This window comes from Fodinicurvata fenggangensis DSM 21160 (assembly GCF_000686045.1).
GTDB classification, from domain to species: Bacteria; Pseudomonadota; Alphaproteobacteria; order Kiloniellales; family DSM-21159; genus Fodinicurvata; species Fodinicurvata fenggangensis.
This window is the reverse complement of the sequence record NZ_JMLV01000003.1, coordinates 1-18533: the sequence shown is the minus strand read 5'-3', so window position 1 is coordinate 18533 and position 18533 is coordinate 1. Positions and strand designations below refer to the sequence as shown.

Sequence of the window (18533 nt, the reverse complement as noted above, 5' to 3'; positions counted from 1 at the left end):
GACGATAATGCCTATATCACGGCTTTTTCGCACGTTCCACCGGCCTTTGCAGAAAAACCGCACACTTCATGCGCTTATTCCGGATCCTGCTGCTGCTCCTTCCGCTCCTGCTTGGCTTTTATGGCCTCTGGCAGGGCATCATTGAAGTCCCCGACCGCTGGAATCCCTGGGCGCCGCTCTCTGTCCAGGACGCGCCCAACCTGATTACCAACTGGAAGCTCAGTCGCCTGCGCGACAACGACGCGCTCTGCCGGCAAGCCCTTGAGACCTCGCAGCTGACCTATACCCCCCTCCCCGACCGGGAACCACAGCCGGGCTGCTCCCTGACCGACAGCCTGCGCGTCTCCGCGGCCGGTGAGGTCAGCTTCAACCGCTCCTTCACGGCAACCTGCCCGCTGGCCGTCGCCCTGTCCCTCTACGAACGGCACCGCCTGCAACCTGCCGCCCAAGAGATCCTCGGAGCGCAGGTAACAGGCATAACTCACCTGGGCAGTTATGCCTGCCGCAACGTCAACAATCGCGAAAACGGCCGGCGCAGCGAGCACGCCAGCGCCAATGCGCTGGATATCGCGGCCTTCACCCTGGCCGATGGCCGGCGCATCGATGTGGAGGAAGACTGGCCGCACGAAAGCGACGCGAAGGACAGCGCCTCCGCCCGCTTCCTCGCCCGCGCCCATGACGAGGCCTGCGATTTCTTTCGCGTCACACTGGGCCCTGACCACAACCAGGCCCATGCCAATCACTTCCACCTGGACATGGGGCGCTACTCTGCCTGCCAATGAGTCGCACGGCTTGGCGCAGGATATCATGCGCTCTAGTTTGGTGATGTTGCCCAGCTGTTGCGCGAAAGGAAGGCCATGCCTGTCCTACAGGGTATCAAGGCACGCATCGATCAGGCCCTGAATCTGCAGGACCGCGAGTTTCCGGCGCTCGTCCTGGCTTTCATCTATTTCTTCTGCCTGCTGGGCGGCTATTACATCCTGCGCCCGGTGCGGGACCAGATGGGCATCGCCGGCGGGGTCGAGAACCTGCAGTGGCTCTTCACCGGCACCTTCGTCGCCATGCTCTGCGCCGTCCCGGCCTTCGGCTGGCTGGTGGCGCGCTTTCCCCGGCGGCAGTTCATGCCCGCGGTCTACCGCTTTTTCATGGTCAACCTGGCACTCTTCTGGCTGCTCTTCCAGTGGCCCGAGGCCGAGGTGCACACGGCCCGCGCCTTCTTCATCTGGGTCAGCGTCTACAACCTGTTCGTCATATCGGTCTTCTGGTCCTACATGGCCGATATCTTCACCAAACAGCAGGGTACCCGCCTGTTCGGCGCCATCGCCGCCGGCGGCACCCTGGGGGCACTGACGGGACCTGCATTGACGGCCCTACTGGCCGATAGCATCGGGACGGTGAACCTGCTGTTGATCACCGCCGTACTGCTGGAAGTGGCGGTTTTCTGCATCCGGCGGCTGGCGCGCTTCGATTTCCGCAGCGCCGCAGAGCATGGAGATGGCGAGAGAGAAAGCCGGCCCATCGGGGGCAATATCCTGGCCGGGGCCACGGCCTTCTTCCGCTCGCCGCACCTGCTGGGCATTGGCGCCTTCATCCTGCTCTACACCTTCACCTCGACCTTCCTCTATTTCCAGCAGGCGGAGATCATCGAGAACGCCTTCGACGACCCGGACCGGCAAACACAGGTCTTTGCCATCATCGACCTGAGCGTCAACCTGCTGACCCTGGGTCTGCAGCTCTTCGTGACGGGACGGCTGCTGCAGTGGGCCGGAACCCGTTTCGGACTGACCCTGCTGCCCGTGCTCTCGGCCATCGGTTTCCTGGGCCTGGCGATGAGCCCGGGCCTGATCGTCCTGGTCGGCTTCCAGAGCCTGCGCCGGGCCAGCAACTACGCCATCACGCGCCCCTCGCGCGAGGTGCTGTTCACGGCCGTGCCGACGGAACAGCGGTACAAGGCCAAGAACTTCATTGATACCGTGGTCTATCGGGGCGGCGACGCCTTCACCGGATGGCTGTATTCGGGATTGGGGGCCTTGGGCCTCGGCCTGGCCGGCACGGCCCTGCTGGCTGTGCCCGTCGCCCTCATCTGGCTTTTCATTGGACTCTGGATAGGACAACGCCATGACAGACAGACCGAAGGACAAAGCCGAACTGCAGAAACGCCTTCCTAACTCCTGCAGGCGCACCAAGGCCCTCTCGCGCAAGGATTTCCTGAAGCTCTCGGGCGCTGGCCTGGCCGTCACGGCCCTGGGTACCGGCGCGATGAACCTGTCGCCCGCGGCCGCCTCGGACTCCGCAGGAACCATGCGCACCCGGGAGATCCCTTCCAGCGGGGAAAAGCTGCCCGTGGTCGGACTGGGCACATGGCAGCAGTTCGACGTCGCCGAGGACGCCCCTGAGATGGACAGGCTGACCAAAGTGGTCCGGCGCCTGTTCGACAACGGCGGCAGCGTGATCGATTCCTCGCCGATGTACGGTGCGGCCGAGGCTCGTGTCGGCGAGATCCTCACCGAGCTGAATGCCCATGACGACAGCTTCCTGGCCACCAAGGTCTGGACCCGGGGACGCCAGGACGGCATCGAGCAAATGAAACGCTCGGAAATCCTGCTGGAGACCTCCTCCATCGATCTCATGCAGGTCCACAACCTGGTCGACCTGGACACGCACATGGACACCCTGCGCAACTGGAAGGCCGGCGGCCGCATCCGCTACCTGGGAGTCACCCACTACACCACCGACGCCCTGGACCAGCTGGCGGACATCATCGAGCGCAACCAGCCCGATTTCGTGCAGCTGGCCTATTCGATCGGAGTCCACGAGGCCGAAGAGCGCGTGCTGCCGCGCGCCCGGGACCACGGCGTGGCGATCCTGGTCAACCGGCCCTACGAAGGCGGCGGCACCTTCCGCCGTGTGGGCGAGCGCGAATTGCCCGACTGGGCGCAGGACTTCTGTGACAGCTGGGGGCAGTTCTTCCTGAAGTACATCCTGGCCCAGCCGGCGGTCACCTGCGTCATCCCCGGCACCAGCGATCCGGAGCACATGGACGACAACGCCGCCGCCGGCTTCGGCCGCCTGCCCGACAAGAAAGAATTGAGCCGAATGAGGCGCTTCTGGAAAGAACTCTAGGAACTACATTCGGATGCGTTCGCGCCCTGGGTCGAAGAAGGGCTTGAGCGAGGCCTGGGCGCGGCAGCGCTGCCAACCGATCTCCAGCTCGAAATTGGCCTCCTCCAGGTCCGCCGCCTTGGGCGCACGCCCGTCGGGCAGGGTGACATAGCCCATGCCCAGCGCCGTCCCGATCTCGTGCCCGTAGGCGCCCGAGGTCAGGTGCCCGACCCGCTCGCCGTCCAGCCAGACCGGTTCGTCGTGATAGAGCAGCGGTTCGGGGTCCTCCAGGCGGAACTGGACCAGGCGGCGGCCGGCACCGGCCTGCTTCTGCTTCATCAGCACCTCCCGGCCATTGAAGTCGGCCTTGGTCCAGTCGACGGCAAACGACAGTCCGGCCTCCAGAGGCGTGTCCTCGTCCGTCAGATCGTCGCCCCAGTGGCGATAGCCGCATTCCATGCGCAGGGAATTCAGCGCGTGCAGCCCGGCCAGCGCAGGAGCTTGCGACGTTCCCATGATCGTCTCGAAGACATGGCCTGCAAACTCGGTGGGGATATAGAGTTCCCAGCCCAGTTCGCCCACATAGGTGATGCGCGAAGCCTGGACCAGCGCCGATCCCAGTTCGATCTGCCGGGAAGTGCCGAAGGGAAAGGCCGCATGGGACAGGTCAGCCGTGGTCAGCGGCTGCAGCAGGTCGCGCGCATTGGGGCCCATCAGGCCGATAACCGCCATGCCGGAGGTCACATCGGTCAGGGTGACACGCTCGCCCTCTCGCAGGTTGCGCTCAAGCCAGACGAAGTCCCGGCGCTGGCTGCCGGCGGCCGTGACCACCAGATAGCGGTCCTCGGCCAGACGCGTGACCGTCAGGTCAGCCTCGATGCCGCCGTGGTCGTTCAGCCACTGGGTATAGACCACCCGCCCGGTCTCCACATCCATCTGGGCCGCCGAGACACGGTTCAGGAATTGAGCCGCATCAGGACCTTGCACCAGGAACTTCGCAAAGGTGGACAGGTCGAACAGGCCGCAGTCGCTGCGCACGGCGCGATGCTCGGTGGCGGAATGATCGAACCAGTTCTGGCGCCCCCAGCTGTAGTCATAGACCGGTTCGACGCCCTCGGGTGCAAACCAGTTGGGACGTTCCCAGCCAGCCAGTTCGCCGAAGCAGGCGCCACGCTGCCGCAAGGCCTCATGCAGCGGGGTGCGGCGGACCTGGCGTGCCGTCTCGTACTGCCGGAAGGGAAAGTGGTCGTCGTAGAGCAGGCCCAGGGTCTCGCTGACCCGGGCTTCCAGATAGGTGCGATTGGCCTGGAAAGGCTGCAAGCGCCGGATATCCACGTCGCTGAGATCAAAGGGCGGCTCGCCGGCCTCGATCCATTCAGCCAGCGCCTTGCCGACACCGCCCGCCGACTGGATGCCGATGGAGTTGAAGCCACAGGCCAGGTAGAAGTTCCCCAGTTCCGGCGCCTCGCCCAGGATATAGCGGTCGTCAGGCGTGAAGGATTCCGGCCCGTTGAAGAAGGTGTGAATGCCCACTTCCTGCAAGGCCGGCACCCGCTCCATTGCCTGGGCCAGGATCGGCTCGAAGTGCTCGAAGTCTTCCGGCAGGGAATCGAAGCAGAAATCCTCCGGAATGCCCTCCAGACCCCAGGGCTTCGCGTTCGGCTCGAAACAGCCCAGCAGCAGCCGGCCCGCATCCTCCTTGTAATAGGTGCATTCGTCCGGCACCCGCAGGACCGGCAGCTTCCCCTCCATTCCGGACATCTTCTCGGTCACGATGTAGAAGTGCTCACAGGCCTGCAGGGGCACCGAAACACCGGCCATGCGGCCCACCTCGCGGCCCCACATGCCGGCGCAGTTGACCACCACCTCGGCCTGGATATGTCCCTGGTCCGTGGTGACGCCGGTCACCCGGCCATCGGCCTGGTCTATACCGGTAACCTTCACGTTTTCCAGGACCTTCGCGCCGCTGTTGCGTGCCCCCTTGGCCAGGGCCAGTGCAATGTTCGCCGGATCGGCCTGGCCATCGCCCGGAATCAGCACACCCCCCTTCACATCCTCCTTCAGCTCCAGCAGCGGATAGAGTTCCTTGCATTGCGCGGGCGACAGCATTTCGGCCTCCACACCCCACATGCGTCCCATGGCAGCCCCGCGGGCAAACTCCTCCATGCGCTCCTCGCTCAACGCCACGCCCAGCGAGCCGTGGCGCACGAAACCGGTGGCAACCTCGGTCTCTGCCTCCAGGTTGGCGTAGAGCTCGCAGGAGTAATGCGCCAAGCGGATCAGGTTCGGCGTCGCCCGCAGTTGCCCGATCAGGCCGGCGGCATGCCAGGTGGTGCCCGAAGTAAGCTGCTTGCGCTCCAGGAGGACCACGTCCTTCCAGCCCTGCCTGGCCAGGTGATAGGCCACCGAACAGCCGATGACACCGCCGCCGATGATCACCGCGCGTGCCTGCTTGGGAAGATCTGCCATGGGAGTAAGATCCTTGAATCACATGAGGTTGGATTGCAAACTTCAGTAGATGGGCGGGGAGATAACCCAGACGATGACAGCCGGCTCGCGAGCCATATTGCGCCATCGGAAAGGCTCCATGCGGATCTGGAAGGAATCCCCCGAGGCCAGCTTGAAGTGATTGTCGCCGATCCAAATTTCGATCTGGCCCGAGACCACATAGCCCACCTCCTCGGTCTTCCGAAGGGTTGCTTGCTCCAGCTCCGCGCCGGGATTCATTGTGCTGAGGATCACCTCGAAGCTGCCCGAGAGATCGGGCGAGAGCAGCTGCTCGACCAGGCCCTTTTCTTCCACACCCAGGGTGCGGCGATAACTGCGCCGCACGACGTATCCGCGCTCTTCATCCGGAATGTCCTCATGCTGGAAAAACCAGCTGAGCGGCACGTCGAGCACCTGCGCCAGGTCTCTCAGGTCCTGCAGTGTCATCCGGGACAGGCCGCGCTCCACCTGGCTGAGGAAGCCGACGGACCGGCCCATCCGCTTGCCCATGTCCGGCAGCGTGAGACCACGGGTCTTCCGCAGGGCGCGAATTTCCGCACCTACGGCCTCCTGGACAGGATCTCGCTTTTCCGACTTGCTCATCGTTACCAGTCATGAATAGTTCGCTAAAATATTTTCTGATAATGAAATTATTATATTATTTTTCATGATGGAAGAGAAAGATTGCCTTGGCGCTTCGTCGCCTCTAGCAAGTGGAAACAATCTTGAGTTCCGTCTCGACCTGATTTCGCTAAACTACCGTGATCACGAAAACTTTGTACAACTACAGAAATGAGATGGAAGAAGACCGGGGGCAGGCAGATATGATCGACACGGCACCGCTTTGCATCGTTAACCCAGAACTCGAAGAAAGCTGGATCGATTGGAACGGGCATCTCAGTGACGGCTACTATGCCGTTGTCATGATTGAATCCACAGACAAGGCGCTTGCCTGCTTCGGCGTTACGCCGGACTATCCCGCCCGCACCGGGCGCAGTGTCTACACCGGCGAGATCAAGCTGCGCTACCTAGCCGAGGTCAAGCTGCAGGATGCGCTCAGGACCGAAACCTATGTCGGTCACTACGACGAAAAGCGGGTAACCCTGCACCACCAGCTGTATCGCGAGGACCACAACGTCCTGGCCGCCGAAATGGAAGTGCTCTGCCTGTCGGTGGACCTCTCAGGCCCCAAGGTCTGTCCCTTCGAACAGATGGTCATGCAGGAGATCCACGAAAGGGCGAAACGCCACAGCTACCTCGCGTCCACCGTCCAATCCAAGGGGTGACGGATTACCCCTGCTCCGCCAGCGCCGCCTCGTTGATCTCCTCGGCCCGTTGATAGGCGGGGCGCTCCGTGCAGCGCGCCACATAGGCCTCGAACACCGGCCGCGGCTCCAGGAGGCCTAGCATCATGCCGTACTTCAGACCGCCGGCGGTCATCAGGTCGGCCATGGTGAAGCGCTCCGTGGCGATCCACTCCCGGCTCTCAAGCTCCGCCTCCAGGGTATCAAAGACCTGATCGAAGCTGCCCCAGCCGGCGCGGCGCGCATCGACCTCCAGGCCCGACAGCTTCTCGAAATAGGCCGCCTCGATGCAGCTGGCCGCAAAGAACAGCCAGCGGTAATAGGCGCCACGACGGGGGACGTCCGGGGCGGGCGCCAGCCCGCTGTCCGGCACCTTGTCGGCAAGATAGGCGCAGATGGCGGATGCTTCGGTGACCACCACGCCCTTATCCCGCAGCGCCGGCACCTTGCCCATGGGATTGATGGCCAGATAGTCAGCCCCATCCTGCTGACCCGACCAGATGTCGATCAGCACCTTCTCATGCGGCAGCCCGGTCTCCTCCAGGGCCCAGAGCGCATAGAAGGACCGCGTCCGCGGAGCCCAGAACAGTTCCATGGCAAAAATCCTCCCCGTCTCTTGAGTGTATCCCGAAAAGACCGCAGCCTCCGCGCGTCAGGCGAGCAGCCGCGTCCCCTCCGGAAGCACGTCCAGAAGACGTCTGGCAGACTGCTGCTTCACTTGGGTGACGGAGTCCTCCTCCGCGTCCAGGGATACCGCGAGCATGCCTGTGTCGCCCGTGCCGATGACGGCATCCGCAAAACCGGCCCCTATGACGGCGTCGGACAGGGCATAGGGATCGTGGGCCGCGCCGTCCGGCAGGGCGAACACGAGATCGAAGTCAATACGCTGGCCCATCGGTCATCCCCTTTCCTGCAATCTGCGGTACACTGGATCGATGCACCTTATACCGCAGCCGTGATGATGATTTCCACCTGCAGTTCGGGACTGGCCAGCTTGGCTTCACCGCAGGCGCGGGCCGGGGCGTGGCCTTCGGGCACCCAGGCGTCCCAGACGGCATTCATCTCGGCGAAGTGCTTCATGTCGTCCAGCCAGATGACGGCCTGCAGGATCTTCGTGGTATCGCTGCCCACCTCGGCCAGCAGGCCCTCGATCTTCTGAAGGATATCCTGGGTCTGCTTGGTGACCGATGCACCGGCCTCGCCCACCTGGCCGGCCAGATAGACCGTGCCGTTGTGGATCACGGCCTGGCTCATGCGCTGTCCTACGCCCTTGCGTTCGATCGTCATGGTTCTGCTCCTTCTTTCAAAGTCAGTGTGCGTTCAGTTCGTTGATCATGGTTCGCCCGGGAGAAACCTCTTCGGCCGTCAGGCCCAGTTCGGCCAGTACCGGCGGTACGGCCTCGCCGCGCGCCAGGGCCGCCCCCAGCCAGGCCATGGCGGGTGCGGTCTGTATGCCATAACCGCCCTGGCCCGCGAACCAGAAGAAACCCTCGACCTCTCCGTCATAGCCCACAACCGTGCGCCGGTCAGGCGCGAAGGTGCGCAGGCCGGCCCAGCTGCGCTCCAGGCGCGTGACCTCCATCGTTGTTGCCTGCTCGAAGCGATAGAGCCCCTCGGCCAGGGTCATGTCGTCCACGAAGGCATCGCCGGCCGGCACCGGCGTCTCGTCGGCCGGCGAGACCATCAGCTTGCCGGCGTCGGGCTTGAAGTAGAAGCCCTCACCCAGGTCGCCCACCAGCGGCCAGCTGTCCACGTCCTGCCCCTCGGGTGGCGGCAGGATGGCGCCTGTGCGCCGCATGGGCACCAGGCCCAGCGTCCGTGCGCCGGCCAGCTCCGCCACAGGGTCGGCCCAGGCACCGGCCGCGTTGATCACCATAGGCGCCTCGAAGTTGCCGTTGCGTGTGGAGACGCGCCAGACCCCGCCCGCGCGCAGCAGGTTCTGGCACTCCGCACGCGTCGTCACCTGGCCGCCGCGCTGGCGGAACAGGCGCAGGTAGGCCTGGTGCAGGCGAGCCACGTCGATGTCCATGGCGCCGGCTTCCTGGGCCGCTCCGGCGATCCAGTCGGGCTTCAGGATCGGAGCCAGCTTGACGGCCTGTTCCACACTCAAACGCTCGACGCAGTCCTCGGTGGCGGCCAACTCCTCCAGCTTCGGCAGCTCGGCCTCGGCGGCCAGATAGAGCAGGCCGCGCGGCGAGAGGAAGCTCTCCTCGGAAAACCAGCCCGGCGGGTCCAGCAGGAAGGGTTTGCCCGCCCGGTTCAGCTTGCGGATCGTCGGATTGCCATAGGACTCGATGAAGATCGCCGCAGAACGCCCCGTGCTGTGAAAGCCGGGCTGGTCCTCGGCCTCCAGCAGGCGCACCTGCCGATCGGCCGCCAGTTCCGCCGCGATCGACGCACCGGCCATGCCGCCGCCGATCACCACCACATCCGCGGTTTCCGTCATAGTGTTGAAATCCTTGTCAAACCTTGTGCGCGTTGGTGAAACCGTCCAGGAAACTGCTGAGATTGAGCCCCAGCTCGTCGCTGAGATAGCCCCCCTCCTGCACGACCACGCTGGGCAGGTCCAGCTTCGCCAGCCGTTCCCCGATGCGTGCGAAACCGGGCGTGGAGATACGGAGCCCCGCAAGGGGATCGCCCTCATAGGCGTCCAGGCCCAGCGCCACCACAATGGCCCCTGGCGCGAAGGCCCGCACCCGCTGCAGGGCCCGGTCCAGGACCGGCAGGTAGTCATCATCCGCCATGCCCCGGGGAAGTGGCAGGTTGAAGTTATAGCCCAGCCCGGGACCCTCTCCGCGCTCGTCGGCATGGCCCCAGAAGAAGGGATAGAAGCGCACGGGATCGGCGTGAATGGAAACCGTCAGTACATCGTCACGCTTGTAGAACATGCCCTGGGTGCCGTTGCCGTGGTGCACGTCCACATCGACGATGGCCACACGCGCGTGGCTCCGGCGCAGTTCCGAGGCTGCCACGCCCGAGTTGTTGAGGAAGCAGAAGCCGCCGGCCATGTCGGCATAGGCATGGTGGCCCGGCGGGCGGCTCAGCGCATAGGCCGCCGGCGCACCCTCCTGCACCAGCCGCGCGGCATGGGTGGCTGAGTGTGCGCTCCACAGCGCCGCCTGCCAGGTCTCGCCCGAGATGGGACAGGCGGTGTCCGCCATATGATAGCCCGCCTGCCCCACCACCGAATGCGGATAGCGGCCGTCCCTGTAGTTGGGATGGATGTTGGGCACCACCTCCTCGGACGCGCCCTCGATGCGCTGCCAGCGCTCATAGACATGCTCCAGGAAATCCAGGTATTCCGGCGTGTGCACGGCAGACACGGCGGATAGGCCATAGTCCGGCGGCGTCACCTGTTCCAATCCGCTGTCCAGGGCCGCCGCCAGCAGGCGCTCGGCCCGCTCGGGCACCTCGGGATTGGGCTGCTGCGCGCCGCTGACCAGGAAGTTCCGGGGATAGTGGCGCTTCTGGGCTTCGTTGAAGACGACTTTCATGGTCGGCCCTTACTCCTTGCGAGATTCGGGAGAGAAAAATCAGAAGGCGACCTGGTCGCCGCCCTTCAGGTCCAGGCGTGCGCGCGCCTCGGCGGGGGTCGCCACCTCCAGCGACAGCTCCTCGACGATGCGGCGAATCTTGCGCACCTGCTGGGCATTGTCGACGGCCAGTTCGCGCGGCGCAATGGTCAGGTTGTCCTCCAGGCCCACGCGCACATTGCCGCCCAGCGCCAGGGCCGTAGAAGCCAGCGGCATCTGGTGCCGCCCGGCACCCAGCACCGAGAACTCGTAGTCGGCCCCGAACAGCTTGTCGGCAATGCGCTTCATGTGCGTCAGGTTCTCCGGATCCGGCCCGATGCCGCCCAGGATGCCCAGCACGAACTGGATGAAGAAGGGCGGCTTCACCAGACCGCGGTCCACGAAATGCTTCAGGTTGTAGAGATGCCCCACGTCATAGCACTCGAACTCGAAGCGCACGCCGCGCTCCTCGCCCAGGCGGAACAGCGCGGTCTCGATATCCTGGAAGGTGTTCTTGAAGATGAAGTCGCGCGTGGACTCCAGGAAGGGTTTCTCCCAGTCGTACTGGAAGTCCTGCATGCGCTCCAGGATCGGGAACAGCCCGAAATTCATGGAGCCCATGTTGAGCGAGCACATCTCGGGCGCCGCCGATAGCGCCGCGGCCATGCGCTCCTCCACACTCATGTTCTGTCCGCCGCCGGTGGTGATGTTCACCACGGCATCGCTGGTCTGCTTGATGCGCGGCAGGAAACGGTGGAAGACCTCCGGGTCCGGGCTGGGCCGCCCGTCGGCGGGGTCGCGGGCGTGCAGGTGCAGGATGGCCGCCCCGGCCTCGGCCGCGGCAATGGCCTGCTCGGCGATCTGTTCCGGTGTGACCGGCAGGTTCGGGCTCATGGACGGCGTGTGGACCGAGCCCGTCACCGCACAGGTGATGATGACCTTGCGTGGCATGTCTCTTCAGCGTCCCAGTCAGCTTGAAAGCGGCAGGCCGGCCTCGCGGGCAAAGGCCTCCAGGCTGTCGCTCAACAGGCCGATCAGCTCATCGATCTGCCCCTCCTCGATGATCAGCGGCGGACAGACCATGAAGTGATCGCCCTTGTGGCCGCCGCGCGTGCGCCGGGAATAGGTGATCAGCCCCTTCTCGAAGGCAATGTCCACCAGGCGCGCATGGGCGTTCAGCTCCTTCGGCAGGGGCTCCATGGTCTCGCGGTCGCTGACCAGCTCGAAGGCTTGCAGCAGGCCCAGCCCGCGCACGTCGCCGATGAAGGGGAAACGCGCCATCAGGTCGTTCAGCCCGGCCCGCAGGCTCTCGCCCTGGCGCGCCGCGTTGGCCGGCAGGTCCAGGCGCTCCAGCTCGCCCAGAACCGCCAGGCCGGCCGCACAGGCCAGCGGATTGCCGGCATAGGTATAGCCGTGGATGAAGCCGCCGGCGTCCAGCACCGCCTCGACAATCCGGCCGTCCGCCGCCATGGCGCCCAGCGGGGCATAGCCGGCGGCAAAACCCTTGGACAGCGCCATGATGTCGGGGCGCGCCGACGGCCAGTGATCGGCGCCCAGGAAACGTCCCGTGCGTCCGGCCCCGGTCATCACCTCGTCATAGATCAACAGGATGCCGAACTCGTCGCAGATCTCGCGGATGCGCGGCAGGTAGCTGTCAGGCGGCACCAGCGCCCCGCTGGACGCGCCGCCCACAGGCTCGACGATGAAGGCCAGCACGCTTTCCGGGCCCTGGCGCAGGATCTCCTCGCGCAGCAGTTCGGCATAGCGCAGGCCGCGCTCCTCGTCGCTGTAATTGTCCCGGTCCAGATAGCAGGTGGGCGCCGGGATCTTGGGCATCTCGCGCATCATCGGCGCGAAGGGCTGGCTCATCGGCGCCGTTCCGGTCAGCGCCAGCGCCCCCAGGGTCGACCCGTGATAGGAGGGAAAGCGCGAAATCACCTTCCAGCGCTGCTCCTTGCCCATGGCCAGGGCGTACTGGCGCGCCAGCTTGATGCAGGACTCCACCGCCTCGGAACCGCCCGAGACGAAGAAGATGCGATCCAGGCCCTGCGGCATGCGCGCCGCCGTCTGCCGCGCCAGTTCCTCGGCGGCCTCGGTCTCGAAGTGCAGGCGATAGCCGAAGGTCGCCTTGTCCATCTGGGCACGCATGGCCTCGAGCACACGGGGGTTGCCGTGACCGATGTTGACCACCATCGCCCCGCTGGAGCCGTCCAGGTAGCGCTTGCCGTCCGTATCCCACATATAGATGCCCTCGGCACGATCCAGCAGGGGCCGGCGCTGGCGGGTCTGGTAGAACAGGTGGGACTTGGGGCGCTCGGTGACAGCTGTCAGGGACTCATCTGTGGTCATGGGGTGCTTGCGGCCTTGTTTTTTTTAGAAGTGGGTCTTTTTTCAGGAGCGGGGCAGGACGACACAGTCGCGCGCCCTCAGGGTGATGGTGACCTGGGCATCGGTCTCCAGGGGCGCACGGTCGATGGTGTTGATGGCCTGCAGGCCGTGATCCTGCCCGCATTCCAGGAAATAGCGTGCCACCTGGCCCTGGTAGTCCACCGTGGTGACCCGGCCCGAAAGGCGGGTGATGTCGGCCTCTCCGGCCAGTTTCGACGCAGAACTGTCCTCTGCACCGTCCTGCGGGGTCAGGATCAGCTTCTCCGCGCGCACCGACAGCTTGACCCGGTCGCCTTCGGAAAGGCTGCCGCCGGCCACCTGTGAGGCATCGGCCTGGAACCGGCCCAGGCCCTCCACCTCCACCTCGGCGCGGCTGCCGTCCAGTGTGGCCAGGCGGCCCTGCAGGATGTTGGAGTTGCCAAGGAAACTGGCGACGAACTCGGAAACGGGCCGGTTATAGACCTCTTCCGGGCTGCCCACCTGCTCGACCCGGCCGTCGCTCATCACCACGATATGGTCGGACATGGCCAGGGCCTCGGACTGGTCATGTGTCACGAAGATGGTGGTGATGCCCAGCTGGTCCTGGATGCGCTTCAGCTCGACGCGCATGTCCTCGCGCAGGTTGGCGTCCAGCGCCGACAGCGGCTCGTCCAGCAACAGAACGTCCGGCTGGATGACGATGGCGCGCGCCAGGGCGATGCGCTGCTGCTGCCCGCCCGACAGCTGCGCCGGCATGCGTTCGCCCATCTCGCCCAGCTTCACCAGCTCCAGCGCCTCGGCCACGCGCTTGCTGACCTCCTCGCGCGACGTCTTGCGATAGCGCAGGCCGAAGGCCACGTTGTCCCAGACGCTCTTGTGCGGGAACAGCGCATAGTTCTGGAACACCAGGCCCAGGTTGCGCTTGTGGATGGGAATCTCGTTGATGCGCCGGTCCTTGATGCGGATCTCGCCCTCGGTGATCGAGGCCAGGCCGGCAATCATGCGCAGGGTCGTCGTCTTGCCGCAGCCGCTGGGGCCCAGCAGGGTGACGAAGCTGCCCTCGGGAATCTTCAGGTCCGTGGACTGCACCGCCGTCAGCGTTCCATAACGCTTGACCACGCCACTCAGTTCCACGGCTGTCGCTGCTTCTTCACTCACGCGTCTCGATCCTCGCGGTTGGGGGAAGAGAACGGGGCCGGCCCTGCACCGGCCGGCCCCGCAGCCTGCACTCAGTAGCCGCGCTGGACCCGGCTGAAGGTCTGCGACCAGTCGTCCTCGTTGCCGTTCCAATAGGTCGGGTCGAAGAAGTTCAGGTTCTCCAGCGTCCCACTGGGGTCGAAGGCCGGCAGGGTCGGCACCACCTCGCCCAGCTCCACCTTCTGCGGGTCGAGGGCCGGCGGATAGAACTGCCCCTCGGCCACGGCGATGGCGACCTCGGGCTCCAGCATGAAGTTCAGCAACTCCTCGCAGGCCTCCATGGGGCTGCCCTTCAGCACGAAGATGCATTCCTGCCAGCCCAGGCCGCCCGGGGGATCGTAATAGCCGATGTCGTGGCCCTGGTCCTGCAGCGCGCGAATGCGCCCCGACCAGCCCTCGGTGACATAAATCTCCTCCTCGGCCAGCAGGCTCATCAGCTCGGCGCCGGACTCCCAGTACTTCAGCAACAGGTCCCGGTTCTCGCGCACCTTCTCCCAGACGGCCTCCATGTCCTGGATGTCGTTGGGGTCCTGGTCGCTCTGCAGGGCGGCGTACCAGATGCGGGTCTTCCACTCGCTCCAGCCGCCGATGCGGTCCTTGTACTCCGGATCGACCAGGATGCTGGCGCCCTTTTCCTGGATCTCGTCATCGCTGATGTGCTTGCGGTTATAGGCGATGCCCGTGGTGCCGTAGTCATAGGGCACGGCCGACAGATTGCCGTCGGTGATCGCCCGGAAGACATCCACCAGGCGCGGGATCACGTTGTCCAGATTGGGGATGTTGTCTTCGTTCAGGGTCGAGGAGAGGCCCTGGTTGTGATAGCGCGCATAGTCGAAGACGCCCGATAGGTGCGCCAGGTTGTACTCGCCCGGCTGGCCGGACTGCACGCGGGCCAGGTACTCGTCGGCGCCGCCGAAGGTGCCGTCCACCACCTCGATGCCCGTGGCCTCGGTATAGGGCGCGAAGGCGTATTCGCGGAAGGCCTCCGAGACCACGCCGCCCCAGCCGTCGAAGCGCACCTCGTCGGGCTTGGCGGCCAGCGCGTGGCCCCGCAGCGCCTTGAAGGGTCCGCCGGTCAGGCCGGCGGTGATGCCGGCCGCCCCCAGCAGGCCCAGGAAGGTGCGGCGTTCCAGGTCGCCGTTGCGATAGCGTTCCAGCAGTCGTTCATAGCGTTTCGTGGTATCCATTTTCTGCCTCCTTGCCAGTTTTGGCGCGTTGCCAATTTTACCTCAATTGTCCGTCAGGCTATATCGGGTTTCCCCCGAATCAGGCCGCACCCCGCCTAACGTCCGGGATTGCGGCTCAGCTTGCGCACCAGCGCGATGCCGCTGACCGGCAGCACGACGGTGATCAGGATCATGACAGTCCCCAGGGCGTTGATCTCGGGACTGATGGAATTGCGCAGCATCGCGAAGATCTGGGTGGGCACCGTTTCCACCCCGCCGGGTTTCCAGAACAGCGTGCCGGTGATGTCGTCGAACGAAATGGTGAAGGCGAACAGCATGCCGGCGAAGACCGCCGGCGCGATCAGCGGCAGGGTGACCGCAAAGAAGGTCTGCAGCGCATTGGCCCCCAGGCTCAGCGCCGCCTCCTCGTACTCGCGCCGCACGGCATAGAGCCGCGCCTGCACCACCAGCACCACGAAGGGCAGCGTGAAGATCACATGGCCCAGCAGCAGCAGCAGGAAGGACTTGTGGATACCCAGGAACTGCAGGAACAGCAGCAGCGCCACCGCCAGCACCACCTCGGGCACCAGGATCGGCGCGATCAGCACCGTGGCCATGAAGTTCTTGGAGGGGAAGTTGTAGCGCACCATGGCCAGGCTGGCGAGCACGCCCAGCGTGGTGGAGATCACCGCCGTCAGGCTGCCCAGGATCAGCGAGGTCCGGAAGGCGCGCATGACGGCGTCGTTGTGCCACAGTTCCACGAACCAGCGGAAGCTGAAGCCCTCCATGGGGAAGCTGCCGAACTGGTTGGCGTTGAAGGACAGCAGCATCACCACCGCCACCGGCGCGAACATGAAGACATAGACCAGGATGGTGTATGTGCGGATCAGGAACCAGCTCATGAGGTGCACTCCGTCATGATCCTCGCCTTCATCATCCCGGCCTTCATCATCCCGGCCCTCACCCGAACGTCTTTGCGATCTGGCTCATGCCGATGAAACGGTTGTATACCGTCACCAGCAGGCCCAGCAGCACCAGCAGCACCAGCGACAGCGCCGAGCCCAGCGGCCAGTTCAGCTGCGTGATGATCGCCTCGAACACCAGGTTGGCGAACATGGCGTCCGTCGGGCCGCCCAGGACCAGCGGCGTGATGTAGGTGCCGGCCGACAGCACGAAGCACAGCAGGCTGCCCGCCGCCAGGCCGGGCAGCGACAGCGGCAGGGTCACTTCGCGAAAGGCCTGCCAGCCCGTGCAGCCCAGCGAGCGCGCGGCGTCCACCAGGCTGCGGTCGATGCCGTCCAGGCTGACGTAGATGTTCAGCACCATGAAGGGCAGCAGATAGTGCACCAGGCCGATGATCACCGTGGGCTCGTTGTAGAGCATGCGGATGGGCTCGTCGACAATGCCCAGCCACAGCAGCACCGCGTTGATCGCCCCGCTGCCGCCCAGGATGTTGATCCAGGACATGGTGCGGATGATGTAGCTGATCCAGAAGGGCAGCATCAGCAACAGCAGCAGGAAGGCCTTGTGCCGGAAGGTGGTCATGGCAATGAAATAGGCCGGGACGTACCCCAGCAGGATACAGACCACCGTGGTCAGGAAGGCGATCTTCAGCGTGGTGAACAGGATGTCGCGATAGAAGACATCGGTCAGCACCTCCGCCCAGTTGTCCAGGTGGAAGCCGGTCTGCGGCACGCCCGAGGCGGTCTTCAGCCAGAAGGAATAGACCACGATGAAGCAGATGGGGATGGCCAGCAGGAGCGTGATCGCCGTCAGCGCCGGCGACAGCAGCAGCCAGGGTTTCGCCCCGCTCTCGTTCATGTCGGCTGTTGCCATGCCCCGTTTGCGGCCCGCCTGAGGCGGGCCCCTCTCCCCATGATCCAGTCTGGCCTGCCAGGCCCAATGTTCTTGCAGGCCCAGTGTTCTTGCCTTCCCCGGGATCTTGCGCCCCTCTTCCAGCCATTGTCAAAGCTGCCTTGCCATTTCGCAAATAGATAATCAGAATTATCGACATAGTTTCAGTGAATGGACATGAAATGGAGCAGACACCCCCTGGTACGGAGCACGCCCCAAACAAGGCCCTGGATGAGGCGCCGGAGGGCGCCCCGGATGGAGAGCGCCTGGCCCGCAACCTTGACTGGAACCTGTTGCGCACCTTCATCGCCATCGTGCAGGAGGGCGGGATCACCCCGGCGGCCAACCGCCTGCTGCTCAAGCAGCCCAGCGTCAGCAACGCGCTGAAACGCCTGGAAGGCCACCTGGGCCGGCGCCTGGTGGACCGTGGGCCGGGCCGCTTCCGCATCACGCCGGCGGGCGAGCTCCTGTACCGCGAGGCGCTGGAGATCCACGGTACGGTCTCCCGCCTGGCCGTGGGCCTGCGCGAGCTGCACGACGAGATCCAGGGCCGGGTCACTATCGCGCTGGCCAGCCACGTGGTCTTCCCGGCCTTTGACGAGACCCTGACGGCCTTCAGCGAGCGGCACCCCAAGGCCAGCTATTCCATCGACGTCTCCACCAGCGCCGATGTGATCCGCTGGGTGCTGGAAAAGCGCGCCAGCTTCGGCCTCTGCCTGGTGCACCGCCAGCACCCGAAGCTGGCCTATGAATGGATGTTCCGTGAGCACTTCGGCTTCTTCTGCGGACCACGCCACCGCTTCTTCGGGCGCAGCGACCTGCAGCTCTCGGACCTGGAGGGCGAGCCCTCGGTCTCCTTCCGCACCGACGCGCTGCAGGACGCACTGAGGCCCGTGGCCATCCTGCGCGCCCAGGTCCGCATGGACGACACCATCCGTGGCATGTCCTCGAACCTGGAGGAGGTGCGCCGCATGATCACCGCGGGCATCGGCATCGGCCCCCTGCCCATCCACGTCATGGCCCGCGACGTCCAGGCCGGCCTGCTCTGGCAACTGCCGCCCTATGACACCCCACCCGCCATCGACATCTACCTGGTCTGGAACCCGCTCACCCGCCTGAACCGCGCCGAAGCGGCGTTCCTGGAGATGTTGCGCGAACGGGTGGCGGCGTTGCCGGCTGAGCAGCGGCGCTTTCCGGCGGAAGGGTGAGATAGAAATCATTTATTCCTAATCCCCTACACCCTCACGCTGGAGACCTTTGCGCGGTAGGTGCTTGGCACTGAGCTGAGGCATGAACGCTGCTCAATACCTTCGATCAGGCAGATTCATGGAGAGCTTTTGGGTGATTTGCCCTTGTTTGGGGTTTTTACGGGCAGGTTCGGACAAATTCCGGACAGACTCAGCCTGCAAGCAACCTGTCCAGGCGTCTGAGGTTGTAGGCAAAGCAGGCCAGCGTAAGGCAGGCCGTGTTGCGCGCCAGCGAGAAGTGCGGCAGGCGGTTCAGGCGATAGGAGCGTTTGAGCGTCCCAAAGACCTTCTCCACCG

The 18533-nt window shown here is 64.9% G+C and carries 19 protein-coding genes; 5 read left to right on the top strand and 14 right to left on the bottom strand.

What is annotated here, in order from left to right; all coding sequences use genetic code 11:
• The first annotated feature begins 68 nt into the window (after positions 1 to 68).
• The 3 genes from BP38_RS0105890 (at position 69) to BP38_RS0105880 (ending at position 3123) form a co-directional block, all read left to right on the top strand.
• A complete protein-coding gene (locus BP38_RS0105890; protein ID WP_026986975.1) occupies positions 69 to 782 on the top strand; it encodes an extensin-like domain-containing protein in 714 nt (237 codons plus the stop codon).
• A gap of 75 nt (positions 783 to 857) precedes the next feature.
• The gene (locus BP38_RS0105885) at positions 858 to 2168 is read left to right on the top strand and encodes an NTP/NDP exchange transporter (protein ID WP_026986974.1); all 1311 of its coding nucleotides are present in this window, start codon (positions 858 to 860) and stop codon (positions 2166 to 2168) included.
• Positions 2119 to 3123 (top strand): aldo/keto reductase, encoded by a 1005-nt coding sequence (locus BP38_RS0105880; RefSeq protein WP_211250236.1) that lies wholly within the window; start codon positions 2119 to 2121, stop codon positions 3121 to 3123. Before BP38_RS0105885 ends, BP38_RS0105880 begins: the two co-directional genes overlap by 50 nt.
• A 3-nt stretch (positions 3124 to 3126) precedes the next feature.
• Here BP38_RS0105880 and BP38_RS0105875 read toward each other — a convergent pair whose 3' ends face one another.
• Positions 3127 to 5571 carry a GcvT family protein gene (locus BP38_RS0105875; protein WP_026986972.1) on the bottom strand — a complete coding sequence of 815 codons (2445 nt, stop codon included), beginning with the start codon at positions 5569 to 5571 and terminating at the stop codon, positions 3127 to 3129.
• Positions 5572 to 5613: 42 nt separating this feature from the next.
• Positions 5614 to 6192, bottom strand: coding sequence for a helix-turn-helix domain-containing protein (locus BP38_RS0105870; protein WP_051609042.1), 579 nt, complete (start codon positions 6190 to 6192; stop codon positions 5614 to 5616).
• A 221-nt stretch (positions 6193 to 6413) separates the two neighbouring features.
• Here BP38_RS0105870 and BP38_RS0105865 point away from each other — a divergent pair, with 221 nt between their 5' ends.
• Positions 6414 to 6875, top strand: coding sequence for a thioesterase family protein (locus BP38_RS0105865; RefSeq protein WP_162175123.1), 462 nt, complete (start codon positions 6414 to 6416; stop codon positions 6873 to 6875).
• Between the two features lie 4 nt (positions 6876 to 6879).
• Here the strand turns inward: BP38_RS0105865 and BP38_RS0105860 are convergent, their stop codons facing one another.
• The 11 genes from BP38_RS0105860 to BP38_RS0105810 all read right to left on the bottom strand — a co-directional run bounded on the left by BP38_RS0105860 (position 6880) and on the right by BP38_RS0105810 (position 16971).
• Positions 6880 to 7488, bottom strand: a complete 609-nt coding sequence (locus BP38_RS0105860; protein WP_026986969.1) for a glutathione S-transferase family protein — start codon at positions 7486 to 7488, stop codon at positions 6880 to 6882.
• Positions 7489 to 7545: 57 nt separating this feature from the next.
• Positions 7546 to 7788 (bottom strand): hypothetical protein, encoded by a 243-nt coding sequence (locus tag BP38_RS19285; protein WP_051609040.1) that lies wholly within the window; start codon positions 7786 to 7788, stop codon positions 7546 to 7548.
• 47 nt (positions 7789 to 7835) lie between these two features.
• Positions 7836 to 8180 carry a RidA family protein gene (locus BP38_RS0105850; RefSeq protein ID WP_026986968.1) on the bottom strand — a complete coding sequence of 115 codons (345 nt, stop codon included), beginning with the start codon at positions 8178 to 8180 and terminating at the stop codon, positions 7836 to 7838.
• A gap of 22 nt (positions 8181 to 8202) precedes the next feature.
• On the bottom strand, positions 8203 to 9339 hold the full coding sequence (locus BP38_RS0105845; RefSeq protein WP_026986967.1) for an NAD(P)/FAD-dependent oxidoreductase: 1137 nt from the start codon (positions 9337 to 9339) through the stop codon (positions 8203 to 8205).
• A 16-nt stretch (positions 9340 to 9355) separates the two neighbouring features.
• The gene (locus tag BP38_RS0105840) at positions 9356 to 10387 is read right to left on the bottom strand and encodes a histone deacetylase family protein (protein WP_026986966.1); all 1032 of its coding nucleotides are present in this window, start codon (positions 10385 to 10387) and stop codon (positions 9356 to 9358) included.
• Positions 10388 to 10426: 39 nt separating this feature from the next.
• Positions 10427 to 11356 (bottom strand): 3,5-dioxohexanoate:acetyl-CoA acetone transferase, encoded by a 930-nt coding sequence (gene kce / locus BP38_RS0105835; protein ID WP_026986965.1) that lies wholly within the window; start codon positions 11354 to 11356, stop codon positions 10427 to 10429.
• An 18-nt stretch (positions 11357 to 11374) separates the two neighbouring features.
• Positions 11375 to 12754, bottom strand: coding sequence for an aminotransferase family protein (locus BP38_RS0105830; RefSeq protein WP_026986964.1), 1380 nt, complete (start codon positions 12752 to 12754; stop codon positions 11375 to 11377).
• A 42-nt stretch (positions 12755 to 12796) separates the two neighbouring features.
• Positions 12797 to 13930, bottom strand: a complete 1134-nt coding sequence (locus tag BP38_RS0105825; protein ID WP_026986963.1) for an ABC transporter ATP-binding protein — start codon at positions 13928 to 13930, stop codon at positions 12797 to 12799.
• A 71-nt stretch (positions 13931 to 14001) separates the two neighbouring features.
• On the bottom strand, positions 14002 to 15156 hold the full coding sequence (locus BP38_RS0105820; RefSeq protein WP_026986962.1) for an ABC transporter substrate-binding protein: 1155 nt from the start codon (positions 15154 to 15156) through the stop codon (positions 14002 to 14004).
• Between the two features lie 95 nt (positions 15157 to 15251).
• Positions 15252 to 16037, bottom strand: a complete 786-nt coding sequence (locus BP38_RS0105815) for an ABC transporter permease (RefSeq protein ID WP_026986961.1) — start codon at positions 16035 to 16037, stop codon at positions 15252 to 15254.
• 58 nt (positions 16038 to 16095) lie between these two features.
• Positions 16096 to 16971, bottom strand: coding sequence for an ABC transporter permease (locus BP38_RS0105810; RefSeq protein WP_035723989.1), 876 nt, complete (start codon positions 16969 to 16971; stop codon positions 16096 to 16098).
• A gap of 200 nt (positions 16972 to 17171) precedes the next feature.
• On the opposite strand from BP38_RS0105810, the gene BP38_RS0105805 reads away from it, so the two are divergent.
• Positions 17172 to 18197: a LysR family transcriptional regulator gene (locus BP38_RS0105805; protein WP_081816488.1), complete on the top strand. Its 1026-nt coding sequence runs from the start codon at positions 17172 to 17174 to the stop codon at positions 18195 to 18197.
• A 190-nt stretch (positions 18198 to 18387) separates the two neighbouring features.
• Here BP38_RS0105805 and BP38_RS23300 read toward each other — a convergent pair whose 3' ends face one another.
• Entirely contained in the window at positions 18388 to 18531 is a 144-nt protein-coding gene (locus BP38_RS23300; protein ID WP_081816487.1) for a transposase, read from the bottom strand.
• Positions 18532 to 18533 lie beyond the last annotated feature (2 nt).